This is a genomic window from Kribbella sp. NBC_01505, from assembly GCF_045040285.1.
In the GTDB taxonomy this organism is placed as follows: domain Bacteria; phylum Actinomycetota; class Actinomycetes; order Propionibacteriales; family Kribbellaceae; genus Kribbella.
Map to the genome: position 1 here is coordinate 7,391,048 of NZ_CP109425.1, position 16,391 is coordinate 7,407,438.

Annotated in this window: 13 protein-coding genes; all 13 read left to right on the plus strand. The window is 68.6% G+C overall.

The window, feature by feature from the left end; all coding sequences use genetic code 11:
* Positions 1-104: 104 nt before the first annotated feature.
* The 13 genes from mraZ (at position 105) to ftsZ (ending at position 16,356) form a co-directional block, all read left to right on the plus strand.
* Positions 105-536 (plus strand): division/cell wall cluster transcriptional repressor MraZ, encoded by a 432-nt coding sequence (gene mraZ, locus OG474_RS34755; protein ID WP_405057857.1) that lies wholly within the window; start codon positions 105-107, stop codon positions 534-536.
* A 256-nt stretch (positions 537-792) separates the two neighbouring features.
* The gene (rsmH, locus tag OG474_RS34760; RefSeq protein WP_405057858.1) at positions 793-1,758 is read left to right on the plus strand and encodes a 16S rRNA (cytosine(1402)-N(4))-methyltransferase RsmH; all 966 of its coding nucleotides are present in this window, start codon (positions 793-795) and stop codon (positions 1,756-1,758) included.
* Positions 1,758-2,345, plus strand: a complete 588-nt coding sequence (locus OG474_RS34765; RefSeq protein WP_405057859.1) for a hypothetical protein — start codon at positions 1,758-1,760, stop codon at positions 2,343-2,345. Before rsmH ends, OG474_RS34765 begins: the two co-directional genes overlap by 1 nt.
* A 4-nt stretch (positions 2,346-2,349) precedes the next feature.
* Positions 2,350-4,590 (plus strand): peptidoglycan D,D-transpeptidase FtsI family protein, encoded by a 2,241-nt coding sequence (locus OG474_RS34770; RefSeq protein WP_405057860.1) that lies wholly within the window; start codon positions 2,350-2,352, stop codon positions 4,588-4,590.
* Between the two features lie 62 nt (positions 4,591-4,652).
* Entirely contained in the window at positions 4,653-6,176 is a 1,524-nt protein-coding gene (locus tag OG474_RS34775) for a UDP-N-acetylmuramoyl-L-alanyl-D-glutamate--2,6-diaminopimelate ligase (RefSeq protein WP_405057861.1), read from the plus strand.
* Positions 6,173-7,585 (plus strand): UDP-N-acetylmuramoyl-tripeptide--D-alanyl-D-alanine ligase, encoded by a 1,413-nt coding sequence (murF, locus tag OG474_RS34780; protein WP_405057862.1) that lies wholly within the window; start codon positions 6,173-6,175, stop codon positions 7,583-7,585. The genes OG474_RS34775 and murF overlap by 4 nt, the downstream gene beginning before the upstream one ends.
* Positions 7,582-8,658 (plus strand): phospho-N-acetylmuramoyl-pentapeptide-transferase, encoded by a 1,077-nt coding sequence (gene mraY, locus OG474_RS34785; RefSeq protein ID WP_405057863.1) that lies wholly within the window; start codon positions 7,582-7,584, stop codon positions 8,656-8,658. Before murF ends, mraY begins: the two co-directional genes overlap by 4 nt.
* Positions 8,655-10,109 (plus strand): UDP-N-acetylmuramoyl-L-alanine--D-glutamate ligase, encoded by a 1,455-nt coding sequence (murD, locus tag OG474_RS34790; protein ID WP_405057864.1) that lies wholly within the window; start codon positions 8,655-8,657, stop codon positions 10,107-10,109. Before mraY ends, murD begins: the two co-directional genes overlap by 4 nt.
* A gap of 15 nt (positions 10,110-10,124) precedes the next feature.
* Positions 10,125-11,372: a putative lipid II flippase FtsW gene (ftsW, locus tag OG474_RS34795; RefSeq protein WP_405057865.1), complete on the plus strand. Its 1,248-nt coding sequence runs from the start codon at positions 10,125-10,127 to the stop codon at positions 11,370-11,372.
* Positions 11,373-11,400: 28 nt separating this feature from the next.
* Positions 11,401-12,489: an undecaprenyldiphospho-muramoylpentapeptide beta-N-acetylglucosaminyltransferase gene (gene murG / locus OG474_RS34800; protein WP_405057866.1), complete on the plus strand. Its 1,089-nt coding sequence runs from the start codon at positions 11,401-11,403 to the stop codon at positions 12,487-12,489.
* Complete coding sequence (gene murC / locus OG474_RS34805; protein WP_405057867.1) at positions 12,486-13,946, plus strand: UDP-N-acetylmuramate--L-alanine ligase; 1,461 nt, start codon at positions 12,486-12,488, stop codon at positions 13,944-13,946. Before murG ends, murC begins: the two co-directional genes overlap by 4 nt.
* A gap of 33 nt (positions 13,947-13,979) precedes the next feature.
* Positions 13,980-14,720 (plus strand): cell division protein FtsQ/DivIB, encoded by a 741-nt coding sequence (locus OG474_RS34810; protein ID WP_405057868.1) that lies wholly within the window; start codon positions 13,980-13,982, stop codon positions 14,718-14,720.
* Positions 14,721-14,871: 151 nt separating this feature from the next.
* A complete protein-coding gene (ftsZ, locus tag OG474_RS34815) occupies positions 14,872-16,356 on the plus strand; it encodes a cell division protein FtsZ (RefSeq protein ID WP_405057869.1) in 1,485 nt (494 codons plus the stop codon).
* Positions 16,357-16,391: the final 35 nt, after the last annotated feature.

The following is a 16,391-nucleotide window of genomic DNA, read 5'->3' on the forward strand; positions in this document are numbered from 1 at the left end:
TTGGTTGACGGTGGGGCGAAGTGGAGTAAGGTGGAGCGCAGTGGAACCGAAGTGGTGGAAAGCAGCTCGCCTGAGACGGAGAGTCCGCAACGGGGAGGTGGAGCGTGTTCCTCGGAACTCACTTCCCCAAGCTCGACGACAAAGGACGGCTGTTCCTGCCGGCGAAGTTCCGGGACGAACTGGCTGAAGGTCTGGTCATCACGCGTGGACAGGAGCGGTCGCTGTCCGTGTGGCCGGAGCGCGAGTTCATCCAGCTGACCGAGCAGTTGAAGCAGGCGCCGATCACCAACAAGGGTGCGCGGGACTACCTACGGATGTTGTTCGCCGGAGCCTCCAACGAGGTGCCGGACAAGCAGGGCCGGGTCACCATCCCGCCGATGCTGCGCGATTACGCGGGACTGGATCGCGACTGTGTCGTCATCGGGGCGATGAACCGGGTGGAGATCTGGAACACGGAGAACTGGAACAGGTACTCCCAGGAGCAGGAGCAGGCATTCGCCGATCTCTCCGAAGAGGTTCTGCCCGGCATCTTCTGAGACAAAAGAATGAGTTTGCGGCGCGCGAGCACACCGGCCGTCCGGTGAGATCACGGGTCCGACCTCCGACTTCGAGTGTTGACGCCACTTCCCCGGCGCCAAACGACGGAGTACTTCCCCGGACGTCGTACCCGCGATCTGACCGGACGGAGTCATATCCGGTCGCCAACTCACCAGCACTACGAACAACTGCACTACGAACAACAGGGACCTGCGGGGGCAGGGTCGCTCCCGCAGCGACGAGAAGGGTCGAGACATGGATGCGTCGGAGCGGCATGTGCCGGTGATGCTGGAGCGCGTGGTCGCGCTGCTGGCTCCCGCACTCACGCGGCCCGGCGCTGTTTTCGTTGACGCGACCCTCGGGCTCGGCGGTCACTCCGAAGCCTTCCTGCGTGAGTTTCCCGAGATGCGGCTGATCGGTCTCGACCGGGATCCCGCCGCGCTGCGGCTGGCCGGTGAGCGACTGGCGCCGTACGAGGACCGGACCACGTTCGTGCACGCCGTGTACGACGAGCTGCCGCAGGTGCTCGACGACCTCGGCGTGCCGGCGATCGACGGCATCCTGTTCGACCTCGGCGTCTCGTCGATGCAGCTGGACGAGGCCGACCGTGGCTTCGCCTACGCGCAGGACGCGCCGCTGGACATGCGGATGGACTCGACCGGCCCGACCACCGCGGCCGACATCCTGAACACCTACAGCTCGGCCGAGCTCGCGCGCATCCTGTTCCAGTACGGCGAGGAGAAGTTCTCCCGCCGGATCGCGGACCGGATCGTGCGGGAGCGCGAGACCGAGCCGTTCACGAACAGTGCGCGGCTGTCCGAGCTGGTGCGTGACTCCATCCCGCAGGCGGCCCGTCGTACCGGCGGGCACCCGGCCAAGCGGACGTTCCAGGCGTTGCGGATCGAAGTCAACGGCGAGCTCGAGGTACTGCGTCGTGCGCTGCCCAATGCACTACGGGCGCTGGCGCTGCACGGGCGGATCGTTGTCATGAGCTACCAGTCGCTCGAGGACCGGATCGCCAAGCAGACGCTGGCGGCCGGCACCAAGACCGACGTACCGGACGACCTGCCGGTGATTCCGGCGGGCCACGAACCATATCTGCGGATCCTCACCAGGGGTGCCGAGCGGCCGACCGAGGAGGAGCTCGCGGAGAACCCGCGGTCGGCCTCCGTTCGCGTGCGGGCGGCCGAGCGGGTCCGCGAGAAGGGAATGGTGGCCTGATGAGCACTGTGTTCAGCCCACAGAAGGCGCGCGTCCAGCCGGCCACGCCGCCGGCGAAGCGGTCCGAGCCGAAGCTCCGCGTCGTCTACGGCGCGCCGTTCCGGCCACCGCGGATGCCGTTCGTCATCTTCGTGGTGTCGCTGCTGGCGGCCGGCCTGATCGGCCTGCTGCTGCTCAACACCGAACTGCAGCGCGGGACCTTCGGAATCACCAAGCTGAACGAGCAGGCCGGCCAGTTGCGCGACCAGCAGGAGCAGCTGGAGAAGGAGGTCCGCACGCTGGAGTCGCCGCAGAACCTGGCGGACCGCGCGCTGAAGATGGGCATGGTGCCGAACCCGAACCCGGTCTTCCTGCGGCTGTCCGACGGCCAGGTCCTCGGCGTACCGAAGGAAGGCAAGGCGGGCACCGGCAAGGCGATGTTCGGGCCCGGTACGCCGGAGGGCGTGCAGCCGTCGGCTCCGCCCGCCGGCAAGCCGCCGGTGACGAGCAAGCCGCCGGCGAACACGCAGACCAACAAGCCGGTCACACCGGGCACGAACAAGCCCGGTACGACGAAGCCACCCGCCAACACGACCACCGGGGGATGATCGGATGACGGACCGACGGGGTAACGAGCCGCCACGCAAGGGCGGATCCGGTCGCGGTACACCGCCGCGTTCCACCCCGTCTCGTCCGTCACCCGCTACGGACCGCACGCGCGCAACGCCGCAGCGTCCCGAGTCCACCCGTGAGCGCCTGCTCCGGCAGGCCCGCGAGCAGGAAGAGGCGCAGCGGCAGCAGACCGAGCCACGCCGTCCGGTGAAGAAGGCTGCAGTCAAGAAGGCAGCTCCTGCGAAGAAGGCAGCGGCCAAGAAGGCCGCACCGGCCAAGCGGGTGCCGCCACGCGACGGTCGCCCGGTGCCGCGCCGTACCGCTGCTGAAGGCGGTCCGCGCAAGGCGCCGGCGAAGAAGACCGCTGCCAAGAAGAGCAGCGCTCGTAAGCGCCCGCCGCAGAACCGGCCACAGCCGCGTCCCAAGAAGGCACGTGTGAAGAAGCCGCCGCGGACGCTGAAGCTCGGGCGGTCCACGCTGCGACTGCGACTGACGTTCGGAGTGATGGCGTTCGTGCTGTCGCTGTTCGCCGGGCGCCTCGTGCTGTTGCAGGGTGTCGACCCGGACAGCTACGCGCTGGCGGCGAGCAAGGAGAACAACAAGACCTCCGTCCTGCATGCGTCGCGTGGCTCGATCACCGACCGCAACGGCGTGGAGTTCTCGGTCACCGAGGACACTGTCGCGATCACCGCGGACCCGAAGCAGACCAAGCCGGTCGCGGCGCAGCTGGTGTCGATCCTGGCTCCGAAGCTCACCGGGATCACGACGGCGGACAAGCTGCTCGCGCAGCTCTCCGGCACCGGCCGGTACGTCAAGCTGGCCGGCGAGGTCAGCCCGGAGACGTGGAACGAGATCCAGGCCGAGATGAAGGCCGGCAACAAGGTGCTCGCCCAGCAGAACAAGGGCAAGCCGGACAGCCTGAAGGCGCCGGCGCTGCTCGGGATCTACACCGAGGCGGACCCGATCCGCAGCCACCCGAACGGCTCGATCGCCGCGACCGTGGTGGGCATCACCGGGGACGACGGCAAGGGCCTGTCCGGTCTCGAGTACGGCCTGAACAGCAAGCTGTCCGGTCAGGACGGCAAGTCGATGTACGAGGTGGACCGCAACGGCAACAAGATCCCGAACGCGAACCACACCGTCGAGGAGCCGCGGCCTGGTGTCGGCGCCCAGCTGACCCTGGACGCGGACCTGCAGTGGTTCGCCGAGAAGCGGATCGAGGAAGCGGTCAAGAAGTACAAGGCCAGTGGTGGCACGGTGATCGTGACCGAGGTCAAGAGCAACGAGATCCTCGCGATGGCCAACTACCCGACCTTCGACCCGAACGCGAAGAAGTTCAAGTCCGGTGACCTGAAGAACCCGGCGCTGGAGCGGACCTACGAGCCGGGCAGCGTGCAGAAGGTCGTCACGATGGCCGCGCTGGCCGACGCCGGGCTGATCGACCTGAACACCAAGCTCCAGGTGCCGGGCAGCATCCCGGTCGGTGCGTCCCGGGTCAAGGACCACTGGGACCACGGCAAGCTGAACCTGACCATCGCCGGCGTGATCGCGAAGTCGTCGAACGTCGGGACGATCATGGCCGCGCAGCAGATGCGGATCCCGCAGTTCGTGAAGTACCTGCACGACTTCGGCTTCGGCGAGCCCACCGGTCTGGGCTTCCCCGGCGAGAGCAAGGGCCGGCTGATGCAGGGCGACGAGTGGCCGGAGATCACCCGCTCGAACGTCGCGTTCGGCCAGGGCCTGTCGGTGAACGCGGTCCAGGAGGCTTCCGCGGTCAACGCGGTGGCCAACGGCGGCGTCTACGTGCCGCCGAAGCTGGTCCGCAACTGGATCCAGCCCAACGGCGGTCTGACGCCCAACGAGAGCGCCCCACCGCGCCGTGTGGTGAGCGAGAAGGCCGCCAAGGAGGTCGCCACCATGATGGAGGCGGTGACCGCTGACAAGGGCACTGCGCCGCAGGCGGCGATCGACGGCTACCTGGTGGCCGGCAAGACCGGTACGGCGCAGCAGGTCGACTCCGCCTGCGGTTGCTACCGCAAGTGGGCGACTTCTTTCGCCGGATTCGCTCCGGCCGACAACCCGCGGTTCGTTGTGTACGTCGTACTGCACGACCCGACGGGTGCTCGGGGTGGTGGCTTCCAGGGAGGTCCGGTGTTCCGGGACGTGATGAGTTACGCGCTGCAGAAGTACGCGGTTCCTCCGACGGGGGCGAAGCAGCAGAACGTCCCGACCACCTGGTGACACAGGCGGTGACGCAGGGTCAGGTAGGTGTCGCAGGGTCTGGAGCGGTAGCCTCTGGGCCCGTGTCCACCCCTACCGCCGCAGGCGGTGCCGTAGCAGCGATCCGACCCCGGCACGTGGTGCCGGTAGCCCTTGCCGACCTGGCCCTGATCATCGGGGCCAAGGCCCCGGATCCAGCCGTCCAGGTCACCGGAGTCACGCTCGACTCCCGCTCAGTCTTTCCTGGCGACCTGTACGCCGCCCTGCCCGGAGCGGTCACGCACGGCGCGGCGTTCGTCGCCAAGGCGAAGGAAGCCGGGGCGGCCGCCATCCTGACCGACCCCACCGGTGCTGAGCGTGCCCAGGAGACCGGTCTGCCGGTCCTGGTGATCGATCGGCCCCGAGAGGTGCTGGGTGCGGTCGCCTCCCGCGTGTACGGCGAGCCGACCAGTCAGCTGCGCCTGCTCGGGATCACCGGGACGAACGGCAAGACCACCACCAGCTTCCTGCTCGACGCCGTACTGCGGCGGCTCGGTCCGACCGCACTGATCGGCACGATCCAGACGCGGATCGGCGACGAGGTCGTGAAGAGCGTCCGGACCACTCCAGAGGCCACCGACCTGCAGGCGCTGTTCGGAGTGATGCGGGAGCAGTCGGTCGGCTGGTGCGCCATGGAGGTCTCCAGCCACGCACTGGCGATGGGACGGGTGGACGGTGCGCGGTTCGCCGTGGCCGGCTTCCTCAACCTCACGCAGGATCACCTGGACTTCCACAAGACGTTCGAGGAGTACTTCGCCGCCAAGGCCTCGCTGTTCACCCCGGAGCGGTGTGACGTCGCCGTGGTGACCATCGACGACGAGTACGGCCGCAGACTGGCCGCACAGGTCGTCGTACCGCTCGTGACTGTGTCCGTCGCGGGGGATGCCGACTGGACGGTCGCCAACCGGCACGCGTCCGAGCACGGCACCACTGTGCTGGACATTCAGGGACCGGACGAGACCCTGACCGTGGAGATCGGGCTGCCGGGTGACTTCAACGTGTCGAACGCGCTGCTGGCGACCGCGATGCTCCGGCAGGTCGGCGTACCGGCTGAGGCCATCGCGGCCGGACTGCGCGACGCCAGCGTGCCAGGGCGGATGGAGCTGTTCACCCGCGACGACGGTCTGCAGGTGATCGTCGACTACGCCCACACGCCCGACGCGGTCGCACTGGCCTTGCAGGCAGCGCGTGGCGCGACGAAGGGCAGGCTGTTCGGCGTGGTGGGCTGTGGTGGTGACCGCGACCCCGGCAAGCGCCCCGCGATGGGTGCGGCAGCAGCCCGTACGGCGGATGTCGTGATCGTGACCGACGACAACCCGCGCAGCGAGGACCCGGCCAGTATCCGGGCCGCTGCGATCGCAGGAGCCCGGCAGGCGGTTCCGGCCGTCGACCTGCATGAGATCGGTGACCGTCGGCAGGCGATCGCCACTGCGATCGAGCTGGCCGGTCCGGGCGACACAGTCGTCGTACTGGGCAAGGGCCATGAGACAGGCCAGGACGTCGGCGGCGTGATCCACCCGTTCGACGACCGCGAAACCGTGCGTGAGTTGTTGGAGGCAGAGCAGTGATAGGCGTCAGGTGCGAGGAGATCGCCGCGGCGGTCCACGGCGAGCTCGTGGGGGTGGACCCCGCTGCCGTCGTCGATGGCGCCGTGGTGACCGACTCCCGCGAGGCCGTCCCGGGCGGACTGTTCGTAGCCCTTCCCGGTGAACGCGTCGACGGCCACGACTTCGTGCCCGCCGTCACCGAGTCCGGTGTCACCGTCTCCCTTACGACCCGTCCGGTCGACGGCTACCCGTGCATCGTGGTCGCCGACGCCCAGCAGGCCCTCGGCGACCTGGCCGCGCTGGTCATCAGCCGCCTGCCGGATCTGACGATCATCGGCTTGACCGGTTCATCCGGGAAGACCAGCACCAAGGACCTGATCGCCCAGCTGCTCGCGCCGTACGGCCCGACGGTGGCGGCGATCGGCTCGCAGAACAACGAGATCGGGCACCCGCGGACCGCACTCAAGGCCGACTTCACGACACGCTTCCTGGTGGCGGAGATGGGCGCCCGGCACGTCGGCGACATCACCTACCTGTGCCGGATCACCCCGCCCAAGGTCGGCCTCGTGCTGAACGTCGGGCACTCGCACATCGGCGAGTTCGGCAGCCAGGACGCGATCGCTGTCGCGAAGGGCGAGCTGGTCGAGGCAGTCCGGCCGGGCGGGACCGCGATCCTGAACGCCGACGACCCGCGCGTGGCCGCGATGGCGTCCCGTACCCAGGAGACCGTGGTCACCTGGGGCGAGGCGGCCGGAGCGGACGTGCGCGCCACCGATGTTGAGCTGGACCCGCTCGGGCGGCCGTCCTTCACCCTGCAGATCGGCGGCGAGGAGCATGCGGTGCAGCTCCAGGTCATCGGCGAGCACCAGGTTGCCAACGCGCTCGCCGCGGCGGCCGCCGTACAGGCTGTTGGTCTGACGCCCGCACAGATCGCTGAGGGCCTCAGTGCGGCGACAGCTGCGTCGAAGTGGCGGATGGAGGTGACCGAGCGCCCGGACGGCGTGACAGTCATCAACGACGCCTACAACGCCAACCCGGAGTCGGTCCGCGCCGCGCTGAAGGCGCTGGTCGCGATCGGACGGGCCCGCAGCGCCCGCACGTGGGCTGTACTCGGCCCGATGGGTGAGCTGGGGGACAGCCACACCGAGGAGCACGACGGGATCGGCCGCCTCGCGGTCCGGCTGGATGTGCAGCGCCTGCTCGTAGTCGGCGAGGCAGCCCGCCCGATCCACCTCGGTGCCTCGCTGGAAGGATCGTGGGGCAACGAGTCGGCGTACGTGGACACCATGGACGAAGCGCTCGAGCTGTTGGGCAAAGAGCTGCAGCAGGGTGATGTGGTGCTGGTGAAGGCGTCCCGGTTCGTCGGGCTCGACAAGCTGGCGACCGCACTGATCGAGGAGGCCACATTGACTGAGGAGAGTGGCCAGTGATCTCGATCCTGTTCGGTGGCGCTGTCTCGATGGTGCTGACGCTGATCGGTACCCGCTGGGCGATCGCGCTGCTGGCCAAGCGCGGTTACGGCCAGGAGATCCGGACCGACGGCCCGACGTCGCACGCGACCAAGCGCGGTACGCCGACCATGGGTGGTCTCGTCTTCATCATCGCGACCATCGTCGGGTACTTCGCGGCGAAGCTGTTCACGATGACCGAGCCGACCGCCTCGGCCCTGCTGGTGCTGTTCCTGTTCGCCGGGATGGGCGCGGTCGGTTTCGTCGACGACTTCATCAAGATCTTCCGGCAGCGCAGCCTCGGTCTGCGGAGCAAGGCGAAGCTGACCGGGCAGACGCTCATCGCGGTGACGTTCGCGGTGCTCGCGCTGCAGTTCCCGGACGCACGCGGGCAGCGGCCGGCGTCGCCGTTCATCTCGTTCATCCGCGACATCAGCTGGCTGCACCTGATCCCGGTGCTCGTGGTGGTCTGGGTGCTGCTGCTGATCAACGGCATGTCGAACGGCGTGAACCTGGCCGACGGTCTGGACGGTCTGGCCGCGGGCGCGTCGATGATGGTGTTCGGCGCCTACACGCTGATCTGCATCTGGCAGTTCAACCAGAGCTGCGCGACCGCGCCGGGCTCGAAGTGTTACGAGGTGCGAGATCCCCACGACCTTGCCGTGGTCGCGGCAGCGTTGACCGGCGCGTTGTTCGGCTTCCTCTGGTGGAACGCGTCCCCGGCCAAGATCTTCATGGGCGACACCGGCTCGCTGTCCCTGGGCGGCGCCGTGGCCGGCCTCGCGGTGATGACCCGGACCGAGCTGCTGGTCCTGCTGCTCGGCGGTCTCTTCGTGATGATCACCGCTTCGGTGATCCTGCAGGTCAGCATCTTCAAGTTCACCAAGGCCACCACCGGTACCGGTAAACGGCTCTTCCTGATGACACCGCTCCATCACCACTTCGAGATGCTCGGATGGGAGCAGATCAACGTGGTGATCCGGTTCTGGATCATCCAGGGTCTCTGCGTCGTCATCGGCCTCGGCCTGTTCTATGCCGAGTGGGTGGCCGGATGACCCTCACCAACCGCACCGACGACGGCTGGGCGACCACCCGGTTCGTCGTGCTGGGCTTCGGTACGGCGGGCTACGCGTGCGCCGACTCGTTGTTGCAGGCCGGCGCCGAGCACGTGATCGTCGTCGACGACCGCGACAACGAGGCCCTGCGCGACAAGGCGCAGATCCTCGAGGTCCTCGGCGCGACCATCATTCTCGGCCAGCACAGTACCCTCGGACCAGGCAGTACGGCGACGCTCCCGCAGGACGTCGACATCGTGGTGACGTCCCCCGGCGTACCGCCGTCCGCGCCCTTGCTGGCTCAAGCGGCCGAGCGGGACATCCCGGTCTGGAGTGAGATCGAGCTGGCCTGGCGCCTGCGCGATCCCGCCAACGCCGCGCCGTGGTTGTGCGTCACCGGGACCAACGGCAAGACGACGACCGTGCAGATGCTGACTGCGATCCTGTCCGCCGCAGGGCATCGTGCGGTTGCCGCCGGCAACGTCGGGCTGCCGCTGCTGGAAGCCGTCATGGACCCCGAGCCGTACGACGTGATCGCGGTCGAGCTGTCCAGTTACCAACTGCACTTCACGCACTCGATGTCCGCCCACTCGGCCGCCGTACTGAACCTGGCGCCGGACCACATCGACTGGCACGGCTCGATGGACGCCTACGCGGCGGACAAGGGCAAGATCTTCACGAACTGCCAGGTCGCCTGCGTGTACAACGTCGCCGACCCGGTCACCGAGCAGCTGGTCCTGGACGCCGATGTGATCGAGGGCTGCCGCGCGATCGGTTTCACCCTCGGTATGCCGGGCCTGTCGATGGTCGGCCTGGTCGAGGACCTGCTGGTCGACCGTGCGTTCGTCGAGCAGCGGCAGACCTCCGCGCTCGAGTTGGCGAAGGTCGAGGACGTGAACCCGCCGGCACCGCACAACGTGGCGAACGCGCTGGCCGCGGCCGCACTGGCCCGCGCCTTCGGCGTACCGGCGGCTGCGGTTCGGGACGGGCTGCGCGGGTTCACGCCGGACAAGCACCGGATCGCCCACGTGGCGGAGGTTGCCGGGGTCAACTATGTCGACGACTCGAAGGCCACCAACCCGCATGCGGCCCAGGCGTCGTTGCTCGCGTACGAGCACGTCGTGTGGATCGCCGGGGGACAGGCGAAGGGCGCGACGTTCGACGACCTGGTGATCGCGGCGAAGGACCGGCTTCGGGCCGTGGTCCTGCTGGGGCAAGATAAGGCCGTCATCGCGGAAGCACTTGAGCGACACGCTCCAGATGTCCCGAAGATCGTCGTCGAGTCAACGGACACTGGAGCCATGGAGATCGTGGTGGGGGAGGCAGCGAAGCTGGCACAGGTGGGAGACACCGTGCTGCTCGCGCCGGGCTGCGCGTCCTGGGACATGTTCGCCAACTACGGAGCCCGCGGGGACGCCTTCGCCGAAGCCGTACGCGGTCTCCGGGACTGATCCGGGGGTGATCGCGTGACGTCGATCGCGGACCCGCCGGACGACCGGAAGACCCGAGTTCCGGAACGCCCGTGGATCGCTGCGATCCGTGAGGTGCTGGACCGGCCACTGACGTCGTACCACATCCTGCTCGGTGCGACCGGCCTGTTGCTGGTGCTCGGGCTGCTGATGGTGCTGTCGGCGTCCAGCGTGCTGTCGCTGCGTGCGAACGGGAACAGCTACACGATCTTCATCCGCCAGCTGATCTGGGTCGGCGTCGGTCTCCCGATGGCGTACGTCGCCTCCCGGATGACGCCGCGGCACTTCCGGATGCTCGCCTACCTCGCGCTGCTCGGCGCGGTCCTGCTGCTGGTGCTGACCTACGTGCCCGGCCTCGGCAAGGGTGTGAAGGGCAACAACAACTGGCTGACGCTGGGTGGTCCGCTGCAGATCCAGCCGAGCGAGTTCGCCAAGCTCGCGCTGGTGATGTGGTGCGCGGATCTCTATGCCCGCAAGCAGAAGCTGCTGACCCAGTGGAAGCACCTGCTGGTGCCGATGGTCCCGGTCTGCGGCCTGATCATCGCGCTGGTCGTCGGCCAGCACGACCTCGGGACGTCGCTGGTGCTGATGGCGATCATGATCGGGATGATCTGGGTGGTCGGTGCGCCGACCCGCCTGTTCGTCGCGACGATCGTGGTGGTCGGCAGCGTCGCGTGGTACTTCGTCACCACGGCCAGCCACCGGATGGAGCGCGTCACCTCGTTCATGAACCCGTTCGCCGACCCGACCCAGGTCGGCTGGCAGGCGTACCACTCGTTCTACGCGCTCTCGACCGGCGGCTGGTGGGGCGTCGGGATTGGGAACAGCCGGCAGAAGTGGGGCAACCTGCCCGAGGCGCACACCGACTTCATCTTCTCGGTGATCGGTGAGGAGCTCGGCCTGTTCGGTTCACTGACCGTGCTCGCGCTGTTCCTCACCCTCGCGTACGCCGGTTGCCGGATCGCGACCCGGAACACGGAGCCCTTCGTCCGCTATGCGGCCGCCGGGATCACGGTCTGGATCATGGCCCAGACGCTGGTCAACCTCGGCGCCGTGATCGGACTGCTACCGATCGTGGGAATTCCGCTCCCGCTTTTGTCGTACGGTGGTTCCGCACTGCTGCCGACGTTGATCGCGATCGGCATGCTGCTGTCCTTCGCGAAGGTCGAACCCGGTGCGCAGGCCGCTCTCAAGGAGACGAGACGGCCGCGGTTCGGTTGGCTGCCTTCGCGCCGTACGCCCTAACTACAGAGCTGCAGGAGCGTTGAAAGCTGTGCCCAGCATCGTCCTGGCCGGTGGCGGTACCGCCGGCCACACCTCTCCCCTGATCGCCACCGCCGACGCGTTGCGCCGGATCGACCCGACCATCGAGATCCTCGCCCTCGGCACCGAGCGCGGGATCGAGACCCGGGTGGTGCCCGAGGCCGGTTACCGCCTCGAGCTGATCCCGCCGGTTCCGCTGCCGCGCAAGCCCACGCCCGCCCTGCTCGCCGTCCCGGGGAAGATGCTGGCCTCGGTCTCCGCGGCCCGCAAGGCCCTGGACGAGGCCAAGGCCGACGTCCTGGTCGGCTTCGGAGGCTACGTCTCCACCCCGGCGTACGTCGCCGCGTGGCGCCGCAAGACGCCGATCGTCGTGCACGAGGGCAACGCCGTACCAGGCATCGCGAACAAGTTCGCCGCCAAGTACTGCACCCAGCACGTCATCACGTCCTTCCCGGGCTCGGAACTGCCGCATGCCCAGTACGTCGGCCTGCCGATCCGGCGGGCGATCTCGACTCTCGACCGGGCCGCGGTCCGCGCCGAGGCGCAGGCCTTCTTCGGGCTGGACCCGGAGCTGCCGACGCTGCTCGTGACCGGCGGTTCGCAGGGTGCGCAGCAGCTGAATCTGGCGTTCGCCGGTGCGGCCGCGGATCTGCAGGCGGCCGGGGTCCAGGTGCTGCACGTGATCGGCCCGAAGAATTCGCTGGAGGTCGCGCAGACCGGACCGGCGCCGTACAAGGTGCTGTCGTACGTCGACCGGATGGATCTGGCCTATGCCGCGGCCGACCTGGTCGTGTGCCGCTCGGGCGCGAACACGGTGACCGAGGTCTCCGGTGTCGGCCTGCCAGCCATCTACGTTCCGTTGCCGCACGGTAACGGTGAGCAGTGGCAGAACGCCAAGCCTGTCGTGGATGCGGGCGGCGGCCTGCTCGTCGACAACGCCGAGGTGACCCCGGAGTGGGTCCGCGCCACGGTGCCGCAACTTCTGCACGACTCCGCGCGTCTGACAGCCATGTCCACAGCAGCGACGGGCGTTATCCGGACGGATGCCGACGACCGATTGGCGCGGATCATCCTCGATGTGGTGAGGTCTGCTTCGTGATCGTCACCGCTCCTGACACTCTGTTGCCGGCTGAGAAGCTCGGCCGGGTGCACTTCGTGGGAATCGGCGGCGCCGGGATGTCCGGGATTGCCCGGATCATGGCGTCGCGGGGTATCGAGGTGTCCGGTTCGGACGCCAAGGACGGCAAGGTTCTGGCCGCCCTGCGCGCGCTGGGCGCGACCTGCTGGGTCGGCCACGCCGCCGAGAATGTGGCGAACGTCGACACCGTGGTCGTGTCGACCGCGATCCGCGAGACCAACCCTGAGGTCGTTGCCGCTCGGGCCGCCGGGATTCCGATCCTGCCGCGCGCCGCTGCGCTCGCCGCGGTGATGGTCGGCCGCCGGACGATCGCGGTCGCCGGGACGCACGGCAAGACGACCACCACGTCGATGCTGACGGTGGCGTTGCAGCACTGCGCCGTCGACCCGTCGTACGCGATCGGTGGCAACCTGAACGAGTCGGGTTCCAACGCCCACGACGGGACCGGCGACCTGTTCGTCGCCGAGGCCGACGAGTCGGACAAGTCGTTCCTGACGTACGCGCCCGAGGTGTCGATCGTCACATCGGTCGAGCCCGATCACCTGGACAACTACGGGACCGAGGAGAACTACCGGCAGGCGTTCGAGGACTTCACGGCGCGCGTGCTGCCGGGCGGGTTCATGGTCATCTGCCACGACGACGCCGGTGCGCGGAAGCTGACGGCGTACGCGCGTGAGCGTGGGGTCGACGTGCGGACGTACGGCGAGTCCGACGACGTCGACCTGCAGGTGACCGAGCTCACGGCGACCGGTGCGGTGCAGACCTTCGTGCCCGTCTACCGGGGGCGCAAGCTCCCGATCGTGCACCTGCAGCAGGCCGGCAAGCACAACGTGCTGAACGCGGCGGCGGCGTTGACGGTCGGGCTCGGGCTCGGCTTCTCCGCGGCCGACCTGGCCGAGGGGCTGGCCGCGTTCACCGGGACCGGGCGGCGGTTCGAGTTCAAGGGTCTCGAGGACGGTGTCCGGGTCTTCGACTCGTATGCGCATCACCCGACCGAGCTGGCGGTCGACCTGACCGCAGCCCGGCAGGTGGCGGGGGAGGGGCGCGTGATCGCGTGCTTCCAGCCGCATCTGTTCAGCCGGACGCGGATCTTCGCGGCTGCGTTCTCCGAGGCGCTGGCGCTGGCCGACGAGGTTGTCGTGATGGACGTGTTCGCGGCCCGCGAGGACCCCGAGCCCGGCATCACCGGCGCTCTGCTCGCCAACCACGTGCCGCTGAAGCCGGAGCAAGTACGGTTCGAGCCGTCCTGGTCCGCCGTACCGCAACTGGTCACGGATCTCGCCGTACCGGGCGACCTGGTGGTCACGATGGGCGCCGGGGATGTATCGCTGATCGGCCCGGAAGTCGTTGGTTTGCTGGCCGAACGGGCCGCCCTCCGCGAGTCTGCGCCGGTCGCGGCCGACCCTGTGCTGAAGTAATTGCGTGGGGTTTGCTGAACGTGGGGTTGGGTCATGAGCCAGAGCGCTGATCTGGCTCGGGCGCAACAGCGGTTCGCGCGCCGGCAACGGCTGGTGCGCTGGCGGAGCTGGCTGCCGTGGGCCATCGGCGGCGGCGTGGTCCTGGTCGCTGCTCTGGTCGTCTGGTTGTTCTACTTCTCCTCCGCGTTCGCCGTTTCCGGCGTCCGGGTGAGCGGTGCGGACACGGTGCCGGTGGCAACGATCGAGCAGGCCGCGGCCGCGCCGCTGGGCACACCGCTGGCGAAGGTCGAGCTCGGGGCGATCGCGACCCGGGTGCGGACCATCCCGGCGGTGGCGGACGCGCAGGTGACCCGAGCGTGGCCGAACAAGGTGGTGATCGTCATCACCGAGCGTGTACCGGTCGTCGTCGTCACCGACGGCACCCGGTACGAGTTGGTGGATGCGACCGGGACGTCGTTCAAGACTCTGGCGACCCGGCCGACCGGATTACCGGAGGCCAAGGTGACCGGGCCGCGGCGGGACCAGACGATTCGTTCGGTGGTGACGGTCTCGGCCGCGCTTCCGGATACGCTGCGAGGTCAGGTGGGTTCGATTTCGGCCGCTTCGCCGGACTCGATCACCCTGAATCTCGGGGGCGGTGTGAAGGTCGTTTGGGGCAGCTCCGATGACAGCGCGCGCAAGGCCGAAGTACTGAGTGTGCTGATGAAACGCAAGGCAGTCGTGTACGACGTGTCCGCGCCCGATCTCCCAGTAACTAAAGGCGAAAAGCGGTGAGGCGTCTCACCACGGCGAGGCGCGTGGACTTTGCTGTCAAGGGTCCCGTACGGTGCGACGTAATCTAAAGTTGACATAAGTCTAAGTATTCAGTTGAGGTTCAGTCTTTTCGCTGGACAACGGGAACAGAACGAGGCGAGAGGCGCGGACTGTGGCGGCACCGCAGAACTACCTGGCACTCATCAAGGTCGTCGGTATCGGCGGAGGCGGCGTGAACGCCGTCAACCGGATGATCGAGCACGGTCTGAAGGGGGTTGAGTTCATCGCCATCAACACCGACGCGCAAGCGTTGTTGATGAGCGACGCGGACGTCAAGCTCGACATCGGCCGGGAGGAGACCCGCGGCCTCGGCGCCGGGGCGAACCCGGCGATCGGGCAGAAGGCCGCGGAGGATCACGCCGAGGAGATCGAGGAGGCGCTCAAGGGCGCCGACATGGTCTTCGTCACCGCCGGTGAGGGCGGCGGCACCGGGACCGGCGGCGCCCCCGTGGTCTCCCGGATCGCGCGCTCGCTCGGCGCGCTGACGATCGGTGTGGTGACGCGGCCGTTCTCGTTCGAGGGCAAGCGCCGCGCGACCCAGGCGGAGGACGGCATCGCCGCGCTCCGCGAAGAGGTCGACACCCTGATCGTGATCCCCAACGACCGGCTCCTGACCATCTCCGACCGTGCGGTCTCGGTCCTGGACGCCTTCAAGCAGGCCGACCAGGTGCTGCTGCAGGGTGTCTCCGGAATCACCGACCTGATCACGACCCCGGGTCTGATCAACGTCGACTTCGCGGACGTCAAGGCGGTCATGTCGAACGCCGGTTCCGCGCTGATGGGCATCGGCTCGTCCCGCGGTGAGGACCGCGCGGTCGCGGCGGCCGAGGCGGCCATCTCGTCTCCGTTGCTTGAGGCAAGCATCGAGGGTGCGCACGGCGTGCTGCTCTCGATCGCCGGCGGGTCCGACCTGGGCCTGTTCGAGATCAACGAGGCGGCCCAGCTGGTCTCGGAGTCGGCGCACACTGACGCGAACATCATCTTCGGTGCGGTCATCGACGACGCCCTCGGTGACGAGGTGCGGGTGACGGTGATCGCCGCCGGGTTCGACGGCGGGATGCCGAAGCGCCGCGAGCAGGCGACCAGCCAGGCCCGGCAGCAGTCCCGGCCGGCCACTCCGCCGCCTGCCCAGCAGCAGCCGCCGGTGCAACAGCCGCCGGTCCAGCAGCAGCCCCCGGCACAGTCGACGTACTCGGAGCAGATGTCCGCTCCGGCCGCGCCGCCTGCCGGCCAGCCGCAGACCCAGCAGCAGCCGCCGGTGCAGTCCGCACCTGCGCAGCCGCCGGTGAGCCAGCCGGTCGCCTCGCCGTTCCCGACGTCGCCGACCGACGACACCGTCCCGGTCCCGACTCAGAACGACGGCCGCCCCGGCCAAGGCACCACTCACTCGGCCCGCCCGCAGCCCGGCGAGCCGGTCCGCACCGTGCAGCCGACCCAGCCGGCTCCGCCCACCCAGGGCGGCACCTGGCCGACCAACGGGCCCAGCACGTCAACGCCGCCTCCGGCACAGCAGACCCGGCCGGCCGCGCCCGTCCGTCCTGCCCCGAAGCCGGAGCCGGCCGAAGACGACCTGGACATCCCGGACTTCCTCAAGTAGAAACCCGCACGACTGCCGGCGCATGGCGGTGATTC

Excerpts from the sequence above, each read along its gene's own strand:
- rsmH (WP_405057858.1), top strand. The coding sequence starts at position 793 with ATGGATGCGTCGGAGCGGCATGTGCCGGTGATGCTGGAGCGCGTGGTC.
- OG474_RS34765 (WP_405057859.1), top strand. The coding sequence starts at position 1,758 with ATGAGCACTGTGTTCAGCCCACAGAAGGCGCGCGTCCAGCCGGCCACG.
- OG474_RS34770 (WP_405057860.1), top strand. The coding sequence starts at position 2,350 with ATGACGGACCGACGGGGTAACGAGCCGCCACGCAAGGGCGGATCCGGT.
- murD (WP_405057864.1), top strand. The coding sequence starts at position 8,655 with ATGACCCTCACCAACCGCACCGACGACGGCTGGGCGACCACCCGGTTC.
- OG474_RS34810 (WP_405057868.1), top strand. The coding sequence starts at position 13,980 with ATGAGCCAGAGCGCTGATCTGGCTCGGGCGCAACAGCGGTTCGCGCGC.